Here is a 22,360-nt window from a genome sequence, read left to right on the forward strand (position 1 = left end):
TTAAGCGGGAGTCAGCAAAACTCCCAACACATTTATTTTAAACGCATGAGCACCACTGAATGCGCTCATCGCGTCTCGTGATTAGGAGTCACCATGAAACCTTTACCTGATTATCTGCGCCATATTGCGCTGATTGTTTCTCTGTTGTTCCTCGCCGCTTGTTCGGAAGGCGAAGAACATGCCGCTAAAACCGCATCAATTGCCACACTGGATGTTTATAAAAGTCGCACCTGTCAGTGCTGCCAGCAATGGGTCCAGCACATGGAAGACGCCGGCTTTGAGGCCAAAATTCACCACCCGGCAGATTTGAATCGCATTAAAGCCGATCATGGCATTGCACCCAAATACCAGTCCTGCCATACGGCGGTGACGAGTGACGGCTATGTGTTCGAAGGTCATATCCCCGCACACTTCGTTCAGCAGTTTCTGGAAAATCCATCGGAGGGTTCCATTGGCCTGAGCGTGCCGGGCATGCCTGTGGGCAGCCCCGGGATGGAAATGGGCAACAAATTTATGCCTTACCAAGTGTGGTTGCTTAAAAATGATGGTTCGGCAGAAGTGTTTGCTTCAGTGAACAGCCGCGATCAGCAGTAGGACGTATCACGATGAACATTCAACGGCATTTTTTATTATTGTTTTTGTTGGTGGGGGTTCCTGCTTTTGCCCAGGAAAAAGTTGCCCAAGAACAATTTACTCAAATACAGCTTGCTGAAAGCAAGTCCAATACCTTGACTTTGGAGTCGGCAATTGCGAAGGCGATTGCCTCCGACCCCTGGTTAAAAGGCAGTCACTCCCGGGAGGAAGCACTGACCAATGAATCCATTTCCGCCTCAACCCTGCCTGATCCCAAGGTCAGTCTGATGGCGGCTAACTTCCCGACCGATAGTTTCGATATTAATCAGGAGCCTATGACACAGCTGACTGTGGGTGTTAGTCAGATGTTTCCACGCGGAGATAGTCTGGCGTTAACGAGCCGCCAGAAGCAGGAGTTGGCGGCCCAGGAACCTTTACTCAGACAGGACCGTCAGGACAAAGTGACAGTGACAGTTACTCAGTTATGGCTGGACGCATACCGGGCGCAGGAAAGTATCCGTTTGATTGAACAGGATCGCTCACTGTTTGAACATCTGGTGGATGCCACCAAAGCTAGCTATTCCTCCGCACTGGGCCGCGCCCGCCAGCAGGATATTATCCGGGCACAACTGGAGCTCACTAGGCTGGATGATCGCTTGACCGTGTTGCGACAACAACTGGAATCTGCCCAGCAGAGCCTCTCCGAGTGGATTGGTGGGCAGGCCAGTCTGCCGTTGACTCAGACCTTATCCAGTAAATTGGGTGAGGAGCCGAGCTTAGACATGGGTCAAACGCACAATGATCGCTGGCTCTATGAACAGATCAATCGGCATCCCCTGTTATTGGCTTTTGACCGGCGTATCGAGGCCATGCAGACCAGGGTTGAATTGGCCAAGCAAAAGTACAAGCCCGAGTGGGGGATCACCGCCCAGTACGGCTATCGGGATGATGACCCCATGGGCCGTGACCGCGCCGATTTGTTCTCGGTTGGCGTCACATTTGATCTGCCGATTTTTACAGGCAATCGGCAAGATAAGGACGTCGGTGCAGCTACCTCCCGAGTCGAGGAAGTGCGGACGGACAAGTTACTGATGGCGCGAAAACTGATGGCGCAACTGGACACAATACTCGTGCAAATACAGCGCCTGAATGAGCGCCGCGCACTCTACGATCAGCAGCTACTGCCGCAAATGGCGGAACAGGCTGAAGCCTCCCTGACTGCCTATAACAACGACGATGGTGACTTTGCTGAAGCGGTGCGAGCCCGCATTGCCGAGCTAAACGCCAAAATCGATTTCCTGACCATCAATGTCGACCGACTCAAAGCCATTGCTGAATTGAACTATCTCTTGCCGCAAAGCAGTCCCCTGCAACAAACGGCAACCGACTGAAGGAATGACCCCATGAAGATTCAATTGAATAAATCATTTTTCATTACCGTTGCGTTGCTGATTGCGACAGCAATCATTGCTTATTACTCAGCGTCCTGGAGTAGGACGGTGGCGGGAGATGCTGGTGATGTCACTGCCAAAAATGAACCACTATACTGGGTCGCGCCGATGGACCCTAATTACAAGCGTGATAAACCAGGTAAATCCCCCATGGGGATGGACCTGATTCCGGTGTACGAAGAAGCTGGCGGTGATCAAGAGATTGGCACCGTCTCCATTTCGCCGGATGTGGTCAATAACCTTGGCGTACGCACGGCACCCGTTACCCGCGGCCAGATGGACGTGTCGGTCAATACCGTGGGTTATGTGCAGTACGACGAAGATCGTTTGATAGATATTCACCCACGGGTGGAGGGTTGGATCGAAAAACTCTACGTCAAAGCCTCTGGTGATCCAGTGCAGCAGGGGGCGCCTCTCTATGCGCTTTACTCACCGACCCTGGTTAATGCGCAGGAGGAATTACTCTTGGCACTAAAGCGCAATAACGCCACGCTGATTGAAGCCGCTAAGGAGCGTCTTGCATCCCTGCAGGTGCCGGAATCAGAAATCAACCGACTGACAAAATCCGGCAAGGTGAGCCAGACCATCACCATCACAGCACCGCAATCGGGCGTGCTGGACAACCTCATGGCGCGCGAAGGCATGTTTGTAAAACCCGGCATGGAAATCATGGCGATCGGTCAGTTGGAGCATATCTGGGTGATTGGTGAAGTCTTTGAGCGACAAGCTTCCCTGGTGCAGATGGGTGATCGAGTGCATATGCAGTTGGGTTATTTACCGGGGCGTGAGTGGCAGGGCCAGGTCGACTATGTCTACCCGAGCCTTAACACCACGACTCGCACGGCTCAGGTAAGAGTGCATTTTGACAATCCCGACGGCTTTCTGAAACCGGGTATGTTTGCGCAGATGCGCATTGATGCGGAGCCCATGGATAACACCATGTTAATTCCGCGGGAGGCTTTGATTCGTACCGGTAGTCAATCCCGTGTTGTGCTGGCCAAGGGTGAAGGCCGATTTAAATCCGTTGCTGTGCGGGTTGGGCATATCACTGATGATCACGCGGAAATCCTGTCGGGGCTTGATGAGGGCGACCGCATTGTGACGTCAGCACAATTTCTGATTGATTCCGAGTCCAGCAAAACCTCGGACTTTCGGCGCATGGATCATGGTTCGGATGATAAGGCTGAGACTGCGGCACCCACATCGGTCTGGGTCGGCGCACGTATTAAAAGCCTGATGGCCGAGCACCGGATGCTGACGCTGGCGCATGATGCCATCGATGACTGGCAATGGCCCGCCATGACCATGGATTTTACCGCTGCGAACGAGGTAGATCTCGAAGGGCTTGAGCCAGGCATGACGCTGCACGTTGAGATTACAAGAGAAGACGACAACAACTACGTGATCAGTCAAATCCATCGACCCGATGCGGTTACTGATGACATGCCGATGGCCGATGGTGATCCCTCTATTAGCTCCGATGATTTGGAAATGGATCACGGTCAACATCAATCCATGAACCATGAGGACATGAACCATGAGGACATGAACCATGAGGACATGAACCATGAGGACATGAACCATGAGGACATGAACCATGAGGACATGAACCATGAGGACATGAACCATGAGGACATGAACCACGGCTCGATGAATATGGAACACAGTCAGCATACCCGGGAGGGCAAGTCATGATTGAGGGCATCATTCGCTGGTCCGTCCAGAATCGTTTTTTTGTATTGCTGGCTACTCTGATCCTGGTGGGAGCCGGTGCTTGGTCACTTAAAAATACACCAGTTGACGCTATACCCGATCTCTCGGATGTGCAGGTGATTATCAAAACCAGCTACCCCGGGCAGGCGCCACAGGTTGTGGAAGATCAGGTCACTTATCCGTTAACCACGGCCATGCTCTCGGTACCGGGTGCGGTCACCGTGCGTGGTTATTCCTTCTTCGGTGACTCCTATGTTTACGTCATTTTTGATGAGGATACCGACGCCTATTGGGCGCGCTCGCGGGTGCTGGAATACCTGTCGCAAGTTGCGCCCACCTTGCCAGCCAACGCCCGGCCACAACTGGGGCCAGATGCTACGGGTGTTGGTTGGGTTTACCTGTACGCGCTGGTAGATCGCACTGGTAAACACGACATCAGCCAGTTACGAAGCCTTCAGGACTGGTTCCTGAAATACGAGCTACAAACCGTACCCGGTGTGTCGGAAGTATCTGCTCTGGGTGGCATGGTGAAGCAGTACCAAGTCAAGGTACACCCAGACAAGTTGCGTGCCTTTAACATCCCCTTGTCGCATATCCAGATGTCGATCCAACGCGGTAATCAGGAAGTGGGCGCCTCGGTAGTGGAAATGGCAGAGGCTGAATACATGGTGCGAGCCTCCGGGTATATCCAGGGGCGCAAGGACCTGGCCAATATTCCACTGGGTCTTGATGTGAAGGGTACGCCGCTACTGCTAAAAGATGTGGCCGATATCGACGTAGGTCCGCAGATGCGTCGGGGAATCGCCGAACTAAATGGAGAAGGCGAAACCGTCGGCGGAATCGTGGTGATGCGCTTTGGTGAAAATGCCCAGAAAACCATTGATGGTGTTAAAGCCAAACTGGAAACCCTTAAGTCGGGTCTTCCCGAAGGTGTGGAAATCGTTACGGTTTATGATCGTTCCGGTCTTATTGAACGCGCCGTCGACAACTTATGGCATAAGCTGTTGGAGGAGTTCATCGTCGTTGCGCTGGTGTGTATGGTGTTCTTGTTCCATATTCGCTCCAGTCTAGTGGCCATTGTCAGTCTACCCGTAGGGATTCTCACGGCCTTTATCGTGATGCACCTGCAAGGGCTGAACGCCAATATTATGTCTCTAGGCGGTATTGCCATCGCCATCGGAGCCATGATCGACGGGGCGATAGTGATGATTGAAAACATGCACAAGCACATGGAACGTACGCCAATAACCAAGGAAAATCGCTGGCAAGTGGTGGCGGAGTCTGCCTCTGAAGTGGGGCCTGCGCTGTTTTTCAGCCTGCTGATTATCACCGTGAGTTTCGTGCCGGTGTTTACTCTGGAGGCGCAAGAGGGACGGATGTTTTCTCCTCTGGCCTTCACCAAGACATATGCCATGGCGGCCAGTGCCGCGTTGTCGGTAACCCTGGTGCCGGTTCTAATGGGTTATTTTATTCGTGGCAAGGTCTTGTCTGAGCATAAAAACCCACTAAATCGGGCATTGATTGCCGTCTATATGCCCGCGCTGAAATCTGTGCTTAACCGGCCAAAAACCACTTTGGCATTAGCTTTAGTGGTGATGGTTATCGGATTCTGGCCGGTGAGTAAAATTGGCAGCGAATTTATTCCGCCGCTTGATGAGGGCGACCTGATGTATATGCCGACGACATATCCAGGACTATCCATCGGTAAAGCGCGTGAGATTCTGCAACAAACGGACAAGCTGATTGCCACTGTGCCGGAAGTGAAAAGCGTGTTCGGCAAAATCGGTCGGGCAGAAACGGCAACCGATCCGGCACCACTGACCATGATCGAGACCTTTATTCAGCTCAAACCTAGGGATGAATGGCGCGAAGGTATGACCACCGACTCGCTTAAAAAGGAGCTTGATGCGTTAGTAAAATTCCCAGGCCTGACTAACGCCTGGGTGATGCCTATCAAAACTCGTATCGATATGTTGGCTACAGGCATAAAAACCCCTGTGGGAATAAAAGTGGCCGGACCTGACCTCAAGGAAATTGAAAAGATCGGCAAGCGCTTGGAGCAAGTCCTGAAAGACGTGCCGGGCACGGCATCTGTTTATTCTGAACGGGTGGCTGGTGGGCGCTATATCAAGGTGGATATTCAGCGGGAAAAAGCCGCGCGCTACGGGTTGAATATTGCTGATGTACAACAGGTGGTTGCTACAGCCATCGGCGGCATGAATATCACCCAAACCATTGAAGGCCTGGAACGCTACCCGGTGAATCTGCGTTACCCACAGGATTTCCGTAATTCCCCAGAGCAACTGGCACTGCTTCCGATCGTGACAAACAACGGCCAACGTATTGCCCTTGCGGACGTGGCGAACGTCTATGTGGAGGACGGTCCACCCGCCATCAAGAGTGAAAATGCCCGCCTAAACGGCTGGACATTTGTCGATATCGATGGGGTGGATATTGGTAGTTACGTCAAAGAGGCCATGAATGTGGTGGCCGATCAGGTGGAGCTACCGGCAGGTTATTCGCTGAACTGGTCCGGGCAGTATGAGTACATGCTGCGAGCCAAAGAGAAACTGACCTATGTGGTGCCGCTGACGCTGGCCATCATTATCGTATTGCTCTATTTTAACTTCCGCAGTTTTGCTGAGGTTGCGATCATCATGGGGACCTTGCCCCTGGCGATGGTGGGGTCTATCTGGCTGATGTACCTGCTCGGATACAACTTCTCAGTCGCAGTAGGAGTGGGCTTTATTGCGCTGGCCGGTGTCGCGGTGGAAATTGGTGTTATCATGCTGGTGTATCTCAACCAGGCTTATCGTCATATGCTGGAGGAGTGTGCGCAAAAGGGCATGGAACCTCGCCTAGAAAACCTGTACAACGCGGTATTACACGGTGCTGGTTTGCGGGTGCGTCCGGTGATGATGACAGCTGCCGCCATTATCGTCGGGTTGTTGCCGATTATGTATGGTGCAGGAACTGGCTCGGAAGTGATGAGTCGTATTGCTGCGCCCATGGTCGGCGGGATGTTGAGCTCGGTCATTCTGACTTTACTAGTGCTGCCAGCCGTTTACCTTCTTTGGAGAAAGCGCTAATAAAGGTGTCTAGCCAGATTTCAATCGAGTTGATCCGGATCAAATAGCCCTCCCCAACATTGCAGCTATGTAATGTTGGGGTCATCTAAGTGTCAGTCTCTTCTCATTAACATAGCTAATAGATGGCATGAATCCGCACGCTAAAAATGCTTGACCTGTGTTCATGACACAGGTGTATAACCTCCTTTAGTGCGCGGTTATAAACCCAAGTGTATCACCTGGGTTTATAACCGGTGATTGACTCAGATCAAGGTCCTGATCCCGGCGGAAGCTTAGGATGGCATGACTGGATCAAGAGGAGGGTGGCATGAAAGTCATCGAGGTCGCTAGATTGTTGGGGATTACGCCTGATACTGTACGGTTTTATACCCGGATCAAGGTTCTGAATCCGACCAAAAGCAGGGCCAATGGTTATCGGGAATACAGCGATAACGATGTTAAGCGTTTGCGGTTTGTGTTAAGCGCCCGGCAGTTGGGATTTTCGGTCGAGGATATTCAGGAAATTCTCAGCCATGCGGACAAGAAAAAAACACCTTGCCCGACTGTGCGCCGCCTGATTGACCAGCGCCTGCATGAAACCGAAGAGAGGTTTGCTGAAACTTTGAAACTAAAGGAGCGGATGCAACGCGCTGTGTTGGAGTGGAATCAGAAGCCTGACAAGGCACCTACGGGTCATATGCTTTGCCATTTAATTGAAGAATTCTCTGTGGAGGAATGAATATGAATACACACCAAACGTCGAACGGAAATCAACAACAACGTGGTTGTTGCTGCGCAGGAAAGTCATCGGTTTCATCTACGGTGTCTGACGCCAACAATGTCCGGGAACCATCACAACCACTTCATAGGTTGCAGGTTCAGGGTGCCACCTGTGGAGGTTGCGTGAAAAGTATCGAACAGATTTTGAAATCCGTTTCCGGGGTTAGTGAGGCATCCATGGATCTGGCAACAGGTATTGCTTCAGTCGTTGGCATAGTTGAGGCGGATCAGCTTGTTGTAGCATTGAAACGCGGGGGCTTTCCCGCAGTAGTCATCCGTTAACTGTCATTGAACAAATCAGGAGTCAAGTATGAGTTCAATCAATACAGAGTCGGGCAGCTCCTCTTGCCATGAAGGTAGGACCGCAACTCCCCCTCATGATCATCATGCACATCATCACGATCAAGCTGGTAACGCTGGTCTACACGAACTCATCATTGAGGGGGCAGGCTGCGCCAGTTGCGTTGGAAAAATAGAGTCAGCGTTAAAGGCGGTGCCCGGTGTTGAAAATGCAGAGATGAATTTCGCCCAGCGCACTGTGAGTGTGACGGGCAACGCCGAAGCAGCTGATCTGGTAAAGGCGGTGGAAAAAGCAGGTTACAACGCGAAGCTCGCGGCCGCAGAAAGCGAGGATGATGCGCTGGCTGAAAAAGAAAAGGCGGATCAGGCTTATTACAAGCGCCTGATGAAAGAAACTTGGATCGCCCTTTCCCTGGGTGTGCCGTTAATGGCCTATGCGCTGATTACCGGGGAGGTTAATGTTAATACCACAACCGAGCGAATCGCTTGGCTGATCGTTGGCATACTGACCTTTGGCGTTTTGTACTTCTCAGGCAAACATTTTTTTGTCGGCGCCTGGAAATCCTTCTTGAATCACTCCGCCAATATGGACACCTTGATTGCGCTGGGTACCGGCACGGCTTGGTTGTATTCCATGGTGGTGATATTTTTCCCCGCCGCCGTTCCCGAGCAGGCCCGTCATGTTTATTTTGAGGCGACCGCTATCATTATCGGCCTTATCGATCTGGGTTTGGCATTGGAATTAAAAGCTCGCGGTCGGACATCGGAGGCCATTAAGAGACTGATTGGTCTACAGGCGAAATCAGCTAGAGTGATTCGCGATGATAAGGAACTGGATATCGCCATTGAACAGGTGCTGATGGACGACGTGGTACGTGTACGTCCCGGTGAAAAAATCCCTGTCGATGGTGACGTCATTGAAGGTCATACCGCCATTGACGAGTCTATGTTAACCGGTGAGCCAATGCCCGTAGAAAAAGCCGTTGGCGATAGTGTTGCGGCAGGCACCATCAATAAAACCGGCTCCATTCTGTTCAAGGCCACCCGTGTCGGTAAAGACACCGCATTGGCGCAAATTATCAATATGGTCAAACGCGCGCAGAACTCCAAACCACCTATCGGTCGTTTGGCTGATGTAATTTCCGCATATTTTGTTCCTGTGGTGATGATTATAGCTGTTATCAGTGCCTTGGTTTGGCTCAACTTTGGCCCCGCTCCCGCCGTGGCGTTTGCCATCGTGTCGGCCACCACGGTACTGATTATCGCCTGCCCATGTGCTTTGGGTCTGGCGACGCCCATGTCGGTCATGGTAGGTGTGGGCAAAGCCGCCGAGGCGGGTGTGCTGATTCGTAATGGCGAAGCCCTGCAAACTGCATCAAAGATATCGGCAATGATTCTAGATAAGACCGGCACCATCACCCTGGGTGCCCCTAAGGTTACCGACATTGTAGTCGCGGGAGAGCAGGATGAAGACACCATACTGAAATTGGCGGCAACGCTGGAATCTGGCTCCGAACATCCGCTGGCACTGGCAATTGTCGAGTCTGCCCAGGAAAAAGATATCGAAACAGGGAAGGTCTCTAATTTCAATGCCATCGCCGGCCACGGCGTACAGGCGGAAGTGGATGGCAAAAATTTGTTGTTCGGCAATGAAAAACTGATGCGGGAGCGTAATATTGGACTCGGCGGTTTTGTCGAAAAGGCTCAAACCCTGGCGTCCGAGGCGAAAACACCGATCTATTTCGCCGTGGATAACCAACTTTCAGCGATTATCGCGGTGGCTGACCCCATCAAGGAAGACTCCATTGCCGCTATCAAGCGGTTGCAACACAACGGCATCCGCGTCGTCATGTTGACCGGAGATAACCGCGCCACTGCAAAAGCGGTTGCAGAAAAGGTCGGTATTAAGGAGTTTTTCGCCGAGGTATTACCGGAAGAAAAATCAAAAAAAGTTCAGGAGCTGCAAATGGAAGGCGAAGTGGTCGGCATGACGGGCGACGGTATTAACGATGCACCGGCGCTGGCAATTGCCAATGTGGGTTTTGCCATCGGCACAGGCACCGATGTCGCCATTGAGAGCGCTGATATTACCCTGATGCGCGGGTCACTGCATGGACTCGCTGATGCCATTGCCGTGAGCAAGGCAACACTGCGTAACATCAAACAGAATCTGTTCGGAGCGTTTATTTATAACGTGGCGGGTATTCCTGTGGCCGCGGGTGTTCTTTATCCCTTGCTTGGTATGCTTATGAATCCAGTGATTGCCGGTGCCGCAATGGCATTCTCTTCGCTTACGGTCGTGACCAATGCCAATCGACTACGCTTTTTCAAGGCACAGGAACACTAATGGCAATTCCAACAGCAACCCGTTTGGGAGAGTAGATATGTTAATAATTAATATTGTAGGTGTTGTTTTAATCGCACTCATCGTATGGTGGTTTTGGTTATACAAACCCAAAGAGGCAGCGTTGGGTGAAAATGATCTGGTGATTACGGTGGAAAATGGCACCTATTCGCCCTCTCGAATTAAAGTACCCGCAGGGGAGTCGGTTGAGCTTAAATTCATACGTAAAGATGAATCACCCTGCTCCGAAACATTGCTGATTCCCGCACTGCAAATCAGCGACACTTTACCGCTCAACAAACTGAAATCCATCCAGTTGCCAGCATTGAAGTCGGGCGAGTATGCCTTTCATTGCCAGATGCAGATGTATCGCGGTCAGATCACAGTGAATTAGGGAATAGCGCCACAACAAGACAACCGTCGGAGGCAATATGAAGATCCAAAAAGTAACCGCCATTTTTGACGAATTTCGATTGAAAGACGTAGAAGATGCGCTGATCAAACACGGCGTTAGAGGCTTTACCCTGCACCCGGTGCGTGGTCGCGGTCGATTCTTCGACAGCTTTAACGAGAATCACTTGATTAAGCACATTCAAATGGAGGTTTACGCCAGGTCAGAGCAGGCCAATGACATCGCGCAAGTGGTTGTAGAGGCGGCACACGTCAACGCTGATAGCGAAGGGCTGGTTTGCATTGTTCCGGTGAATGACTTGTTCTGGATTCATGATAAGTGCAGTGCGACAGACGGCGACTTTAAATTTCATCAGTGAGGTGTGACATGGCAACGCAAAAATCATCATTCTGGTTAACTCCAAAAGGGCTGGCAGCATTGGGGCTTATCGGCGCTGCCACGTATTTTCTATTGATCGAACATCGGCAGCATGTCTGGCAGTTTCTACCGTTCCTGATTTTACTGGCATGTCCTTTTATGCATTTTTTTATGCACGGAGGACATGGAGTCAACCGAGGGCACGGTGGTCATGGTGGAGATCATCAGCATGAAGGTGAGTCAGATCAGGATGCCTATCAGCGCGGCGTGGAAGATGGACGCAGGCAAAGCGACCATCGACATAACCGTTAAACCGGTAGAAAACAGGAGGACGACAAATGCACGGTGATTCCGCTTATGGTCTCTGGACACTGGTTATATTGAATTCAGCTATCTTTATTTTCTTTGCGTTCAGTTTTACCAAGCCACAAACCAAAACCGACTGGCGCAGTTTTGGGGCTTTCTCAGCCTTTATTGTTGCGCTCTTTACCGAGATGTATGGATTTCCATTGACCATCTATTTTCTGTCTGGATGGCTGGCGGAAAAGTACCCTGGTGTGGACTTCCTCTCCCACGAAAATGGCCATTTACTGCACACATTGTTGGGTTTGGAAGGTAATGCACACTGGGATCCGCTGCATATCGCGAGTAATGTGATTATCGTGCTCGGCTTCTTCTTGCTTGCGTCTGCGTGGAACGTGCTGCACAAAGCACAACAAACCCACTCGTTGGCGACAACCGGTTGGTACGCGCGTTGCCGACACCCGCAATACATCGCTTTTATCATGATTATGTTTGGTTTTTTGTTGCAGTGGCCGACCCTGCCGACGCTGGTGATGTTTCCGGTTTTAGTTGTAGTGTACGTGAGGCTCGCTAAGCGTGAAGAGCGTATGGCGATTGAGGAATTTGGCGACGTGTATCTTCGCTATATGGAATCGACCCCAGGGTGGGTACCTAATTTTTCTACCAATAAAGCCGCTTCAAACTATTGAGGATATACCAATGAAACGTAATTCTATCAGAACTATGGTTTCCGCCGTCGTTATTGCTACGGCAATGGCTTCACCAGTATTTGCAGAAAATGCGCATGATCACGGTGATAAAAACCAAGGCGCTAACAGTAGGATCATGATGAACCATTAGCAGATGATGGCGATGCATGAACATATGTGAAAAGTGCATGAATTGATGGCAAAAATTCAAAGCCGAAACCGCCCCAGAAAAACGTCAATAATTAATGGATGAGCATATACACACAATGAAAGAAGGTATGCAGATGATTAATATGGGGAACGGCATGAAAGGCGGTAAGCAAATGGACAAAATGGATATGACAAAACGTATGGATATGATGGAAAAACACATAGGGATGATGGATCGTCAATCTGAGGCAAGCAAATCTAGCGAGCATCAACACAAATAATAGACTGTTGGTGATGAGAAATAGTTTGTAAACAGAGATTAGATATTGGAGGTAAATTATGAAACAAGAAGAGCACCGACTGGGTGTGTCTGAAGTCAATCTCGTTGTTCGTCATTTAAAACTTGACGCGAAGAAAATTAGTAATATCCACGATGCAATAACAGAAATCGATAAATTGTATGGTTTGGATGCGGTTTCATTTGACGAAAGGTCACAGGTTTTAAACCTTGCATACGATGCTTCCCGCTTGAGTCTGGATGGTATTGAAGAAGTGCTAGCCGAATATGACATCGAACTAGGTCACGACTGGTGGACGCATTTCAAAGAAGGATATTATAAATTTGTGGATGAAAACATAAAAGATAACGCGGAGCATGAGGCGTGGAGTTGTCACAAGTCACCACCACACAACAAGCGAAAATAGCAATAACGGTGAAAAAGATGGGATCAGCAAACGCTCTTAAAGTTATTGATATAGGTATCGATACCCACCAGGAACCTGTTGTTTATATGCGCAGTGACTGCCATATCTGCCGCTCAGAAGGTTTTACGGCTAACAGTCGCGTTTCAGTGGATGATGGCCAAAACCAAATAATCGCAACGATCAACGTGGTGGATGATAAGGTACTTCAATCAGGCAGTGTCGGTTTATCTAAAATTGCCATGCAACGGCTAGGAGTTTCTACAGGGGCATTGATCAGAATTAGTCATGCACCAGTAGTGACATCGCTGGCAGCTGTTCGCAAAAAAATATTTGGCCATAAGCTCAGCGACGAGGAAGTCACCGAGATCGTAAAGGACATAAGCGACCATCGTTATTCCGATATCGAAATTGCCAGCTTTCTCAGCGTTTGTGCGGGCAGTCGTCTGGATGTGGATGAAATCATTGCCTTGACACAGGCCATGGTGGCTTGCGGTAAACGTCTAAGCTGGCCCGATTCACCCATGGTGCTGGATAAGCATTGCATTGGTGGATTGCCGGGTAATCGCACCACTCCTTTAGTGGTAGCGATTATCAGTGCAGCAGGATTAACCATACCGAAAACATCTTCACGTGCCATCACTTCACCGGCAGGTACAGCTGATACCATGGAGGCCCTGACGACAGTCAATCTCAGCCTCTCACAGATTCAACGAGTTGTTGCAGAAACTCACGGCTGTCTCGCCTGGGGTGGGGCGGTGAATCTTAGCCCCGCCGATGATTTATTGATTCGAATTGAGCGTGCGCTGGATCTTGATGGCGAAGGGCAGTTGATTGCATCGGTATTGTCGAAAAAAATCGCTGCGGGTTCTACCCATGTGGTGATTGATATTCCAGTCGGCCCTACTGCAAAAGTGCGTTCGCAAAAAGACGCCGATCGCCTCGCTTCACTATTTACACAGGTTGGTGCTACGTGCGGACTTCAGGTTCGTTGCTTGATAACGGACGGTAGTCATCCCGTCGGGCGCGGTGTTGGTCCAGTAGAGGAAGTCCGCGATGTAATGGCTGTTTTGCGGCGCAGCAGCGATGCTGCCGAGGACCTTCGAGAGCGGGCACTGTTTTTGGCGGCCCATCTGTTTTCCCTGGCGTATCAGCAAACCTATGAACAAGGTTTGCAAAAGGCTACCGAAATTCTTGATAGCGGTGCGGCGTGGAAACAATTTCACCGAATTATAGCGGCCCAGGGCGGGATGAAATCTTTGCCTTCTGCAGATTTTCAACATACGGTAACCACCGCATCAACCGGCACTTTGCAGACGATTGATAATCGCCAATTAGCGCGCTTGGCGAAACTGGCGGGAGCGCCCAATGTCGCAGCAGCGGGTTTGCGCTTGCATAAAAGTGTCGGTGAAAAGGTAGAGCGAGGTGAACCACTGTTCACACTGTACAGTGACACAGAAGGCGAATTGCAATACGCACTGGCCTATTACCGACAATCCAACATTTTTACCATTGGAGATGCCTCATGAGTGAGTCGAAGACAGTTTTAGGAAGGAAACCCTTAGTGTTTAGCTTGGACAATCACTCGTTGGCGGATTCACTTGCAAAGACGAAGAGTGTGCAGCGTGGTAAGTTTGACGTACGTCAATTTCCCGATGGCGAATCCTATTTACGTATCACCTCCGATGTGGAAGGGCGTGTCTGTATTGTTGTTGCTGATTTGTCGAACCCCAATGCGAAGTATCTGCCGTTACTATTTTTGGTCGAAACCCTGCGAGAACTGGGGGCTTCGCAAGTTGGCTTGGTGGCGCCCTATCTTAGCTATATGCGCCAAGATCGCCGTTTTGTAGATGGGGAGGCAGTGACTTCACGCATTTTTGCCAAATCCCTTTCTCAACATATAGATTGGTTGGTGACAGTTGATCCACATTTACATCGCTATCACTCCCTCGACGAAATTTACACTGTACCTAGTCAAGTTGTACAAGGTGCTCCGGCATTGGCACAGTGGTTAAAATCAAAAACAAATCTATTGTTGGTAGGGCCTGATAGTGAGAGTGAACAATGGGTATCTGATATTGCCAATTATAGCCAGCACCCGTTTGTGATCGGTGAGAAACAGCGTTTCGGTGATCGTCATGTAGAAGTCTCCTTGCCAAACATTGATGCATACAGAGATAAAACAGCCGTTATTATTGATGATGTGATATCGAGCGGGCAGACCATTCTGGAATGCATAAAATACCTTAAATCCAAGGGCGTCGAACACATTCAATGTATTGCCGTACATGGGATTTTCGCCGATGATTCCGATCAAGTCCTGATCAAAGCCGGTTTAAGCCAGCTGGCAACAACTAACACCATTCCACATTCCTCCAATGCTATTGATATCTCGCCGCGACTGATGACAGCCATTAATTCTATGCTGCAATTAACAAGATCAGATTTCACAGGAGAAGTTTTATGAGAATTACCTTTTTAGGAGGCACAGAAACCGTAACCGGTTCAAAGTTTCTGGTGGAAACTGAACGTAGCAAAGTGCTGATAGACTGCGGCCTGTATCAAGGCTACAAATGGTTAAGGGAGCGCAATTGGCAGTCCCTACCGTTGGATATCGACAAGCTCGATGCTGTTTTACTTACTCATGCGCATTTAGATCACTCTGGCTATATACCCGCCTTATATAAACAAGGATACCGGGGTCCGGTTATCACCCATCACGCCACTAAAGACTTGTGCCAGATCCTGTTGGCCGATAGTGGTCATATTCAAGAAGAGGATGCGAAATACTATAGCAAGCATAAATTAAGCAAACACGAACACCCCGAACCGCTCTATGACCGTCAAACTGCCGAAGCGAGTATGGCTCTATTTCAATCGATTGACTTTGATGAGCAGGTTGAAGTCGGTGATATTCGTTTTTACCTGCAACCGGCGGGGCATATTCTCGGTGCAGCAAGTATCATCATTGAAGCGGAAGGCAAACGCATTGGGTTCTCTGGTGATGTGGGACGTTTCGATGACGTGTTAATGAAACCGCCACGCCCGTTGCCTGAACTTGATTTGTTACTGATGGAGTCCACTTATGGTAATCGACAGCACGATCCACAAGACACTGCTCAACAATTAGCTGCCGTAGTTAATCGCGTTGCAAAAAACGGTGGTGTTTTACTGGTACCAGCATTCGCCGTAGGTAGAGCGCAGGCTTTACAGCATCTGCTTGCGAGTTTGATGGAGCAGGAAGCCATCCCACGGCTGCCTATCTATCTCGACAGTCCTATGGCTATCAGGGTGTCGGACATATTTTGTCATCACAGCGAACAACATCGACTAAGCAATGAGCAATGTCACCGTATGTGTGATCAGGTTACCTATACCCGCACAGTAGATGAATCTAAGGCGCTGGCAGGACAGGCATTTCCCCATGTCATCATTGCAGGTAGCGGGATGGCCACCGGGGGGCGAATTCTGCATCACTTTAAACGATTATTAAGTGATATTAGAACAACAGTGCTGTTTACCGGATACCAAGCGGGAGGAACGCGAGGCGCTAAGATGCTTGAAGGTGTCGGTGCTGTTAAAATCCATGGTAGTTGGATTCCTCTGAGGGCAGATGTTGAGGTAATTTCGGGACTTTCTGGGCATGCGGATTATCTCGAACTTACCGAATGGCTACGTCAGTCAAAACTGGCAAGTACAACGCCAATTAAACTGATTCACGGTGACCCTGAAGCATTGGAAGGCTTGCGTGTACATTTTCAGAAACAAACACATTATAAGGTCGATGTTGCCGGTTATCGCGATATTTTGCATCTGTAATCGAGGTGGTTTTTTGAAATACGTACAAGGTTAATAAGAGGAAAAGATCATGCAAATTGAAACCCTGAAAGATGTACTACACTGGACTAAAGAGTTCCACCAGCACTTGAGCCAGTGTTTGTTCCACTGCGCAAATAAAAACCTTGATGAGCGGGCTAGGATGATGCTGACATATCTTTCCGAACATGAAAAAACATTGAAAGATGTGGTCAGTGGTTTTGAAAAATCCGGAGAAGCAAGCGCTCTCAAAACCTGGTGTTATGAATATGTAAATCGCCACCCTATTACTCGACACGCCCACTGTGACACTCCTTTTGCCGAACTCAATGCTTCGCAGATTATGGACGTGATTATCGAGCAACACCAGCAGGTTATCGAACTATATCGCTATCTGGCATCGCGCGCGGAAATTCCATCAGCTATGGAGTTATTGAATTCATTACTTTCGCTGGAGGAACACGAAATGATGCGCATAGTGCAATCGTCAAATCGGTTTAGCGATTTGTAGACTGGTAAATTTACACGATAGAAGGAGTTTTGGTATGAAACTACATACATTTAAATTTGGCCTGGCCTGCTTAATCAGTGCCATTGTATTTTGGGTTATTTGCAGTGTCCTAGTGGCGGTGATTCCTTCAATGGCTATGTCCATATCCGGAGATATGCTACACATGCAATTGCAGGATATGGGCTGGCATCTGACCATTACCGGTGTAGTTTGGGGAGGGATAGCCTGGGCTCTAGTAGCGGGTATTTTGGGATGGCTACTTGCTGCTATATATAACCGTTTGCTGGACTAAGACTAGCAGCAAGACTCTGTTATGACTTGCATATTGGTTCTTAATCCCGGCAGTTCCAGCATAAAGTGGACGGTCTTTTGTAGCTTCACCAAGGATCTCAATGAAGATCCTATTGCGATTGATCATGGACAGATTGCCTTGACAATTGTTGGGAGCGATGTGTTTCAGCATATTGTGTCAGCAACAGCAGCTTATAAGATTTTCGCTGTGATTGTCAGGGTAGTGCACGGCGGTTCGGAATTTTCACACCCGATAGAAGTCAGTCAAGACATATTCCATAAAATCAAGGCGCTCGATTTATTGGCGCCATTACACAACAGGGTCGCGATGGAGCTTATCGAAAGTTGGCAGCAGTATGATAAGTCCGTTCGTGTCTTTGCTGTATTTGATACCCAGTTTTTTAACAACCTACCGGCAGTGGCACAAATCTATGGCCTGCCTTTGGATTTGATTGAACGGCATAAGTTACGCCGCTATGGTTTTCACGGCTTTGCCCACCAAGATATGATACGTCAGTGGTGTATAGAAAATTCTCATCGTCAGCAATTTTCACTTGTTACTGCACAGCTAGGTAGCGGCTGTTCCATGACGGCGATTCGCAACGGCAAACCTGTGGATACCAGCATGGGTTTTACCCCTAATGACGGGCTACTGATGCGAACACGCAGCGGTGAAATTGATTCCGGTTTACTGATTTGGTTACAGCAACAGGAAGGTTGGTCCCCCAACGAAATCGATCATCTGCTTAATCAGGAAGCCGGTTGGCAAGGATTGTCAGGAGGTATAGATAATATGGCTGAACTATTTGCTAGTGATCATCCACAGTGTCGTCTGGCATTTAACCTTTTTCGATACCGTTTCCAGAAAACATTGGGGGCTTACTTTGCGATTTTAGGTGGCCTGGACGGCATTGTGCTCAGCGGGGGAGTTGCTGAGCACAGCCTAGCCATTTGCCGAGAGTTATTATCGGGGTTATCACATTTGGGCATCGAGTTATGCTCACAATCGGCCAGCGGTGACCTGCCTATATTACTCTCCTCTGAGACATCAAAAGTACAGTGCCTAGTAGTCGCTGCCGATGAAGCCAGTACAATGCTACACGCGGTACAACAACAATTCGCAGACGATTTTTAGCTGCTTTCAGTAGCCGACTAAGGATGTAATATGTATACAATTGACCCACAAAATCACCATCGCATCGAACAGCGTGCAAGACTTTATCGCGAAACCTATTCGGCTTTTGCCCACTGGGCAGATGGATACGGGGTTATACAACACAGCGATGAAACACAAGTTCGCATATTTGATCTGTGCCAGCAACTGGTGTGTGAAGGGCGCTTCCAACAAATTGAAGATGTGCTGGATATTTTGTCAGCTGCTGACCGTTTGACAAGTGCGGCGATGTGGTTGGTGGTGCATATGACTTACAGCACCAAGGTGGATTTTTCCGGCAGTGCACTCGACGCTGAAGACTTTAAATCCAACCCCCAAGGGCATACCGGCGGCTCCCTGAATATGGTGCCCGCCTATGTGGCTTACATGGTCGCTAACCGTCTGGCCGGAATCACACGAAGTTGGTTGATGGGGCAGGGCCACTGTGTGGCGGCCATCGACGCGGTCAATGTGTTACTGCAGAACCTCTATCCGGAACAGGGGGAGCGCTACCCCCTAAGTGATGAAGGTCTGTCGCAATTGGCCAAGGATTTTTACAGCTACGCGATTACGGATGATGGTTGCCCCGGTGTCCCATTAGGCAGTCATGTCAATCCACACACGGCGGGCGGTTTGATTGAAGGTGGCTACCTGGGTTTTGCCGAGCTGCAATACGTGCATATGCCTCTGCCCGGTGAACGCCTGGTGGCATTCCTGAGTGACGGTGCTTTTGAAGAACAGCGCGGTAGTGACTGGGCCAGCCGTTGGTGGCGGGCCGAGGACTGTGGTCTGGTAACACCGGTGATGATCGCCAATGGCCGGCGTATTGATCAGCGCTCCACCATGTATCAGCAGGGCGGCCTGACCTGGTTTTATGAGCATTTGGAGCAGAACGACTTTCATCCGATCGCCATCGACGGGCGCGATCCAGCTGCGTTTATCTGGGGAATATTTGAATCTGAAGCACGCTTGCAAGCCTGCAGTGCACATATTCGTGCAGGAAAAATGTGTTATCCGGTGAAACTGCCGTACCTGATTGCCGAAACGGAAAAAGGCTACGGTTTTTACGGTGCTGGCACCAATGCAGCCCACGGCACGCCTTTGCCCGGCAACCCTCGTAGCGATGCCGGGGCTCGGCAGCTATTCAATGAACACGCTGCCAGGCTCTTTCTGCCGCCTACTGAGCTGACCAGTGCAATCGAAAAAATAACACAACATAAGGCGGATAACCGGGTACCGGAAAAATACCATGCGCTCGGTCAGCGTGATGTCGTTTTAAAACTACCAACTGCTTCACCACAGTGCGAAAAGGGGCAAGCATTGTCACCCATGGCAGCCGTAGATAAGCGCTTGTGTGAGTGGCATCTCGCCAATCCGGGCGTGCGCGTACGTATCGGCAACCCTGATGAGCTACGCAGTAACCGCATGGGCCAAACGCTGGACCTTCTCAAACACCGGGTGTTAAACCCGGAAGATGGTGTGGCCGAATCGATACATGGTTCTGTCATTACCGCACTTAATGAGGAGGCCGTAGTAAGCGCGGCACTGGCCAATAAAGGTGGCATGAATCTGGTGGTCAGTTATGAAGCCTTTGCCATGAAAATGATTGGCGCACTACGTCAGGAAATAATTTTTGCACGGCACCAAAAAGAACTCAATCGACCTGCACGATGGCTATCGCTTCCGGTTATTGCTACTTCACATTTGTGGGAGAATGGCAAAAATGAGCAATCCCATCAGGATTCATCGTTTGGTGAAGTGTTGTTAGGTGAAATGAGCGATATGACGCGCGTTGTTTATCCCGCAGATGCTAGCACTGCTGTTGCCTGCCTTGATGCATGCTATCAGAGCCAAGGCCAAATTTGGGCGATGACCATTCCCAAACAGGAAATCACGACAACTTTCAGCTCTGAACAGGCTCAACAATTGGTCGAAGAGGGCGCTCTGACAGTGGAAGAGGATGACACCGTCGTTGTGGAACTGGTGGCGGTTGGAGCCTACCAGTTACGCGTGTGCCATGAAGTCCGTCAGGCATTGCGAGATAATGGCATTGGCAGCCGTATCACATACCTGCTTGAACCTGGCCGTTTTAGGATTCCACGCGACGAGCATGAAAAGGCCATTGTCAGCAGGCTTGTAGAGAAGTCACAATTTTTTGATAACTCAGTTCGCTTGCGTGTATTTGTATCCCATATGCGGCCTGAGGTTCTTTTAGGTGTTTGTCGACCTCTAGATCTGGGTAGTGACCGTTGTTTGGCATTTGGGTATCGCAACCGCGGTGGCACATTGGATACGCAGGGCTTGCTGGAAGCGAATCAGTGTAGTGACAAATTCATCGTAGCAGAAGTTCTACAAAGAATAAGTTCGGGAGGAGAGTGAATGAAGCAAGACACAGATCGCACGACTCACTATGATAAGGGTAGCTTAACGCTCTCCGGTACCGTGATGCTGGGGACAGGAGTCATGATAGGCGCAGGCATTTTTGCACTGACCGGGCAAATGGCGGAAATGGCGGGCGTACTGTTCCCGCTGGCATTTGTGGCAGCAGCGATGGTCGTTTCTTTCAGTGCCTACTCTTACGTCAAAATTTCCAATGCCTATCCCTCAGCCGGAGGGATAGGAATGTATTTACATAAGGCCTATGGCGACAGCTTGCCGACAGCGTTCAATGCCCTGTTGATGTACTTCTCCATGGTGATCGCGCAGAGTTTCCTGGCGCGCACGTTTGGCTCCTATACCATGCAATTATTCGGCGGTGATGAATCCGGACAAATGGTGGCGATGCTGGGTGTGGGGCTGATTATTTTTGCGTTTATCGTCAATCTGTTAAGTAACCGCTTTATTCAAAAGGTAGCTGGGTTTATCGGAGTGTTAAAGATTGGCGGAATTTTGGTGTTCGGCATTATCGGTGTGTGGGTGGCTGATAGCCTAGCGCTAGATTTCGGTCACATGGGTAACGTTGAAGTCTCCGGAAATTTTCTTGGTGCTACCGCTCTCGGGATTTTGGCTTTTAAAGGTTTTACCACCATTACCAACAGTGGATCTGAGGTAATCGATCCTAAGCGAAATGTTGGAAGAGCTATCGTTATCTCTATTGTTGCGTGTGTAGTCATCTACACCCTGGTTGGCTTTTCAGTAGCCAGTAACCTATCCCTGAGTGAAATCATAGATACTCGCGATTACTCCCTGGCAGCGGCTGCGCGACCAGCGCTTGGAGAATACGGAGTATGGTTTACAGTCGCAATTGCCATGACGGCAACTGCGGGCGGCATTCTTGCCAGTATTTTTGCGGTGTCCCGGATGCTGGCTATGTTGACCGAAATGAAACTGGTTCCCCACAGACATTTCGGCATGCCGGGAAGTATCCAAAAACATACACTTGCCTATACCGTGGTACTCGGTATTTTTCTTACGGCCTTTTTTGACCTGTCGCGGATAGCCGCCCTGGGTATTGTTTTTTATCTGGTCATGGACATTGCCATTCATTGGGGCGTGATTCGTTATTTGGCGGATGAAATTAAAGCAATGCGCTGGGTACCGATTGTAGCCATTATTTTCGATTTGCTGACACTGTTCGGTTTTGTTTGGGTGAAACTGAACGCTGACCCGTGGGTTATCGGTGTTGCTCTTATCACGATGTTACTGATCGCAGCGGGCGAGAGGTGGTTCTTGCATTCGAATAGACGGCAACGACTACTACACGAAGACGGTAAGCACCAGCATTGATGCCTACTGTTCAAAGTTAAA

At 49.7% G+C, this 22,360-nt stretch carries 22 protein-coding genes; all 22 read left to right on the forward strand.

What is annotated here, in order from left to right:
- Positions 1–93 precede the first annotated feature (93 nt).
- The 22 genes from HUJ19_RS08135 (at position 94) to HUJ19_RS08240 (ending at position 22,339) form a co-directional block, all read left to right on the forward strand.
- Positions 94–594 (forward strand): DUF411 domain-containing protein, encoded by a 501-nt coding sequence (locus HUJ19_RS08135; protein ID WP_188459696.1) that lies wholly within the window; start codon positions 94–96, stop codon positions 592–594.
- A gap of 11 nt (positions 595–605) precedes the next feature.
- Positions 606–1,964 carry a TolC family protein gene (locus tag HUJ19_RS08140; protein WP_290623271.1) on the forward strand — a complete coding sequence of 453 codons (1,359 nt, stop codon included), beginning with the start codon at positions 606–608 and terminating at the stop codon, positions 1,962–1,964.
- 12 nt (positions 1,965–1,976) lie between these two features.
- Positions 1,977–3,719 carry an efflux RND transporter periplasmic adaptor subunit gene (locus HUJ19_RS08145; RefSeq protein ID WP_290623273.1) on the forward strand — a complete coding sequence of 581 codons (1,743 nt, stop codon included), beginning with the start codon at positions 1,977–1,979 and terminating at the stop codon, positions 3,717–3,719.
- A complete protein-coding gene (locus tag HUJ19_RS08150) occupies positions 3,716–6,826 on the forward strand; it encodes an efflux RND transporter permease subunit (RefSeq protein ID WP_106646681.1) in 3,111 nt (1,036 codons plus the stop codon). Before HUJ19_RS08145 ends, HUJ19_RS08150 begins: the two co-directional genes overlap by 4 nt.
- Before the next feature lie 307 nt (positions 6,827–7,133).
- Entirely contained in the window at positions 7,134–7,544 is a 411-nt protein-coding gene (locus HUJ19_RS08155; RefSeq protein ID WP_106646682.1) for a MerR family transcriptional regulator, read from the forward strand.
- 2 nt (positions 7,545–7,546) lie between these two features.
- Entirely contained in the window at positions 7,547–7,867 is a 321-nt protein-coding gene (locus HUJ19_RS08160) for a heavy-metal-associated domain-containing protein (RefSeq protein ID WP_106646683.1), read from the forward strand.
- 28 nt (positions 7,868–7,895) lie between these two features.
- The gene (locus HUJ19_RS08165; RefSeq protein WP_290623276.1) at positions 7,896–10,232 is read left to right on the forward strand and encodes a heavy metal translocating P-type ATPase; all 2,337 of its coding nucleotides are present in this window, start codon (positions 7,896–7,898) and stop codon (positions 10,230–10,232) included.
- 37 nt (positions 10,233–10,269) lie between these two features.
- On the forward strand, positions 10,270–10,623 hold the full coding sequence (locus HUJ19_RS08170; protein ID WP_106646684.1) for a cupredoxin domain-containing protein: 354 nt from the start codon (positions 10,270–10,272) through the stop codon (positions 10,621–10,623).
- 37 nt (positions 10,624–10,660) lie between these two features.
- On the forward strand, positions 10,661–10,999 hold the full coding sequence (locus HUJ19_RS08175; RefSeq protein WP_290623279.1) for a P-II family nitrogen regulator: 339 nt from the start codon (positions 10,661–10,663) through the stop codon (positions 10,997–10,999).
- Between the two features lie 8 nt (positions 11,000–11,007).
- Positions 11,008–11,310 (forward strand): DUF2933 domain-containing protein, encoded by a 303-nt coding sequence (locus HUJ19_RS08180; protein WP_290623281.1) that lies wholly within the window; start codon positions 11,008–11,010, stop codon positions 11,308–11,310.
- Positions 11,311–11,336: 26 nt separating this feature from the next.
- Positions 11,337–11,990, forward strand: coding sequence for an isoprenylcysteine carboxylmethyltransferase family protein (locus tag HUJ19_RS08185; protein WP_290623283.1), 654 nt, complete (start codon positions 11,337–11,339; stop codon positions 11,988–11,990).
- 10 nt (positions 11,991–12,000) lie between these two features.
- Positions 12,001–12,141, forward strand: coding sequence for a hypothetical protein (locus HUJ19_RS08190; RefSeq protein ID WP_198555379.1), 141 nt, complete (start codon positions 12,001–12,003; stop codon positions 12,139–12,141).
- Positions 12,142–12,274: 133 nt separating this feature from the next.
- Complete coding sequence (locus HUJ19_RS08195; RefSeq protein ID WP_198555380.1) at positions 12,275–12,421, forward strand: hypothetical protein; 147 nt, start codon at positions 12,275–12,277, stop codon at positions 12,419–12,421.
- Positions 12,422–12,479: 58 nt separating this feature from the next.
- The gene (locus HUJ19_RS08200) at positions 12,480–12,845 is read left to right on the forward strand and encodes a cation transporter (RefSeq protein ID WP_290623287.1); all 366 of its coding nucleotides are present in this window, start codon (positions 12,480–12,482) and stop codon (positions 12,843–12,845) included.
- 17 nt (positions 12,846–12,862) lie between these two features.
- On the forward strand, positions 12,863–14,371 hold the full coding sequence (locus tag HUJ19_RS08205) for a thymidine phosphorylase family protein (protein WP_290623289.1): 1,509 nt from the start codon (positions 12,863–12,865) through the stop codon (positions 14,369–14,371).
- Entirely contained in the window at positions 14,368–15,309 is a 942-nt protein-coding gene (locus HUJ19_RS08210) for a ribose-phosphate diphosphokinase (RefSeq protein WP_290623291.1), read from the forward strand. The genes HUJ19_RS08205 and HUJ19_RS08210 overlap by 4 nt, the downstream gene beginning before the upstream one ends.
- The gene (locus HUJ19_RS08215; protein ID WP_290623293.1) at positions 15,306–16,661 is read left to right on the forward strand and encodes an MBL fold metallo-hydrolase; all 1,356 of its coding nucleotides are present in this window, start codon (positions 15,306–15,308) and stop codon (positions 16,659–16,661) included. The genes HUJ19_RS08210 and HUJ19_RS08215 overlap by 4 nt, the downstream gene beginning before the upstream one ends.
- Before the next feature lie 49 nt (positions 16,662–16,710).
- Positions 16,711–17,169, forward strand: coding sequence for an ATPase (locus tag HUJ19_RS08220; protein ID WP_106646691.1), 459 nt, complete (start codon positions 16,711–16,713; stop codon positions 17,167–17,169).
- A gap of 34 nt (positions 17,170–17,203) precedes the next feature.
- Positions 17,204–17,461: a DUF5676 family membrane protein gene (locus tag HUJ19_RS08225; RefSeq protein ID WP_106646692.1), complete on the forward strand. Its 258-nt coding sequence runs from the start codon at positions 17,204–17,206 to the stop codon at positions 17,459–17,461.
- A gap of 21 nt (positions 17,462–17,482) precedes the next feature.
- Positions 17,483–18,595, forward strand: coding sequence for a hypothetical protein (locus tag HUJ19_RS08230; protein WP_290623296.1), 1,113 nt, complete (start codon positions 17,483–17,485; stop codon positions 18,593–18,595).
- Between the two features lie 30 nt (positions 18,596–18,625).
- Positions 18,626–20,992: a xylulose 5-phosphate 3-epimerase gene (locus HUJ19_RS08235; RefSeq protein ID WP_290623298.1), complete on the forward strand. Its 2,367-nt coding sequence runs from the start codon at positions 18,626–18,628 to the stop codon at positions 20,990–20,992.
- Positions 20,993–22,339 carry an APC family permease gene (locus HUJ19_RS08240; RefSeq protein ID WP_106646695.1) on the forward strand — a complete coding sequence of 449 codons (1,347 nt, stop codon included), beginning with the start codon at positions 20,993–20,995 and terminating at the stop codon, positions 22,337–22,339. It begins immediately after the preceding gene.
- Positions 22,340–22,360: the final 21 nt, after the last annotated feature.

Source organism: Kangiella sp., from assembly GCF_014762745.1.
In the GTDB taxonomy this organism is placed as follows: domain Bacteria; phylum Pseudomonadota; class Gammaproteobacteria; order Enterobacterales; family Kangiellaceae; genus Kangiella.

Excerpts from the sequence above, each read along its gene's own strand:
- HUJ19_RS08135 (WP_188459696.1), top strand. The coding sequence starts at position 94 with ATGAAACCTTTACCTGATTATCTGCGCCATATTGCGCTGATTGTTTCT.
- HUJ19_RS08140 (WP_290623271.1), top strand. The coding sequence starts at position 606 with ATGAACATTCAACGGCATTTTTTATTATTGTTTTTGTTGGTGGGGGTT.
- HUJ19_RS08145 (WP_290623273.1), top strand. The coding sequence starts at position 1,977 with ATGAAGATTCAATTGAATAAATCATTTTTCATTACCGTTGCGTTGCTG.
- HUJ19_RS08150 (WP_106646681.1), top strand. The coding sequence starts at position 3,716 with ATGATTGAGGGCATCATTCGCTGGTCCGTCCAGAATCGTTTTTTTGTA.
- HUJ19_RS08155 (WP_106646682.1), top strand. The coding sequence starts at position 7,134 with ATGAAAGTCATCGAGGTCGCTAGATTGTTGGGGATTACGCCTGATACT.
- HUJ19_RS08160 (WP_106646683.1), top strand. The coding sequence starts at position 7,547 with ATGAATACACACCAAACGTCGAACGGAAATCAACAACAACGTGGTTGT.
- HUJ19_RS08165 (WP_290623276.1), top strand. The coding sequence starts at position 7,896 with ATGAGTTCAATCAATACAGAGTCGGGCAGCTCCTCTTGCCATGAAGGT.
- HUJ19_RS08170 (WP_106646684.1), top strand. The coding sequence starts at position 10,270 with ATGTTAATAATTAATATTGTAGGTGTTGTTTTAATCGCACTCATCGTA.
- HUJ19_RS08175 (WP_290623279.1), top strand. The coding sequence starts at position 10,661 with ATGAAGATCCAAAAAGTAACCGCCATTTTTGACGAATTTCGATTGAAA.
- HUJ19_RS08180 (WP_290623281.1), top strand. The coding sequence starts at position 11,008 with ATGGCAACGCAAAAATCATCATTCTGGTTAACTCCAAAAGGGCTGGCA.
- HUJ19_RS08185 (WP_290623283.1), top strand. The coding sequence starts at position 11,337 with ATGCACGGTGATTCCGCTTATGGTCTCTGGACACTGGTTATATTGAAT.
- HUJ19_RS08190 (WP_198555379.1), top strand. The coding sequence starts at position 12,001 with ATGAAACGTAATTCTATCAGAACTATGGTTTCCGCCGTCGTTATTGCT.
- HUJ19_RS08195 (WP_198555380.1), top strand. The coding sequence starts at position 12,275 with ATGATTAATATGGGGAACGGCATGAAAGGCGGTAAGCAAATGGACAAA.
- HUJ19_RS08200 (WP_290623287.1), top strand. The coding sequence starts at position 12,480 with ATGAAACAAGAAGAGCACCGACTGGGTGTGTCTGAAGTCAATCTCGTT.
- HUJ19_RS08205 (WP_290623289.1), top strand. The coding sequence starts at position 12,863 with ATGGGATCAGCAAACGCTCTTAAAGTTATTGATATAGGTATCGATACC.
- HUJ19_RS08210 (WP_290623291.1), top strand. The coding sequence starts at position 14,368 with ATGAGTGAGTCGAAGACAGTTTTAGGAAGGAAACCCTTAGTGTTTAGC.
- HUJ19_RS08215 (WP_290623293.1), top strand. The coding sequence starts at position 15,306 with ATGAGAATTACCTTTTTAGGAGGCACAGAAACCGTAACCGGTTCAAAG.
- HUJ19_RS08220 (WP_106646691.1), top strand. The coding sequence starts at position 16,711 with ATGCAAATTGAAACCCTGAAAGATGTACTACACTGGACTAAAGAGTTC.
- HUJ19_RS08225 (WP_106646692.1), top strand. The coding sequence starts at position 17,204 with ATGAAACTACATACATTTAAATTTGGCCTGGCCTGCTTAATCAGTGCC.
- HUJ19_RS08230 (WP_290623296.1), top strand. The coding sequence starts at position 17,483 with ATGACTTGCATATTGGTTCTTAATCCCGGCAGTTCCAGCATAAAGTGG.
- HUJ19_RS08235 (WP_290623298.1), top strand. The coding sequence starts at position 18,626 with ATGTATACAATTGACCCACAAAATCACCATCGCATCGAACAGCGTGCA.
- HUJ19_RS08240 (WP_106646695.1), top strand. The coding sequence starts at position 20,993 with ATGAAGCAAGACACAGATCGCACGACTCACTATGATAAGGGTAGCTTA.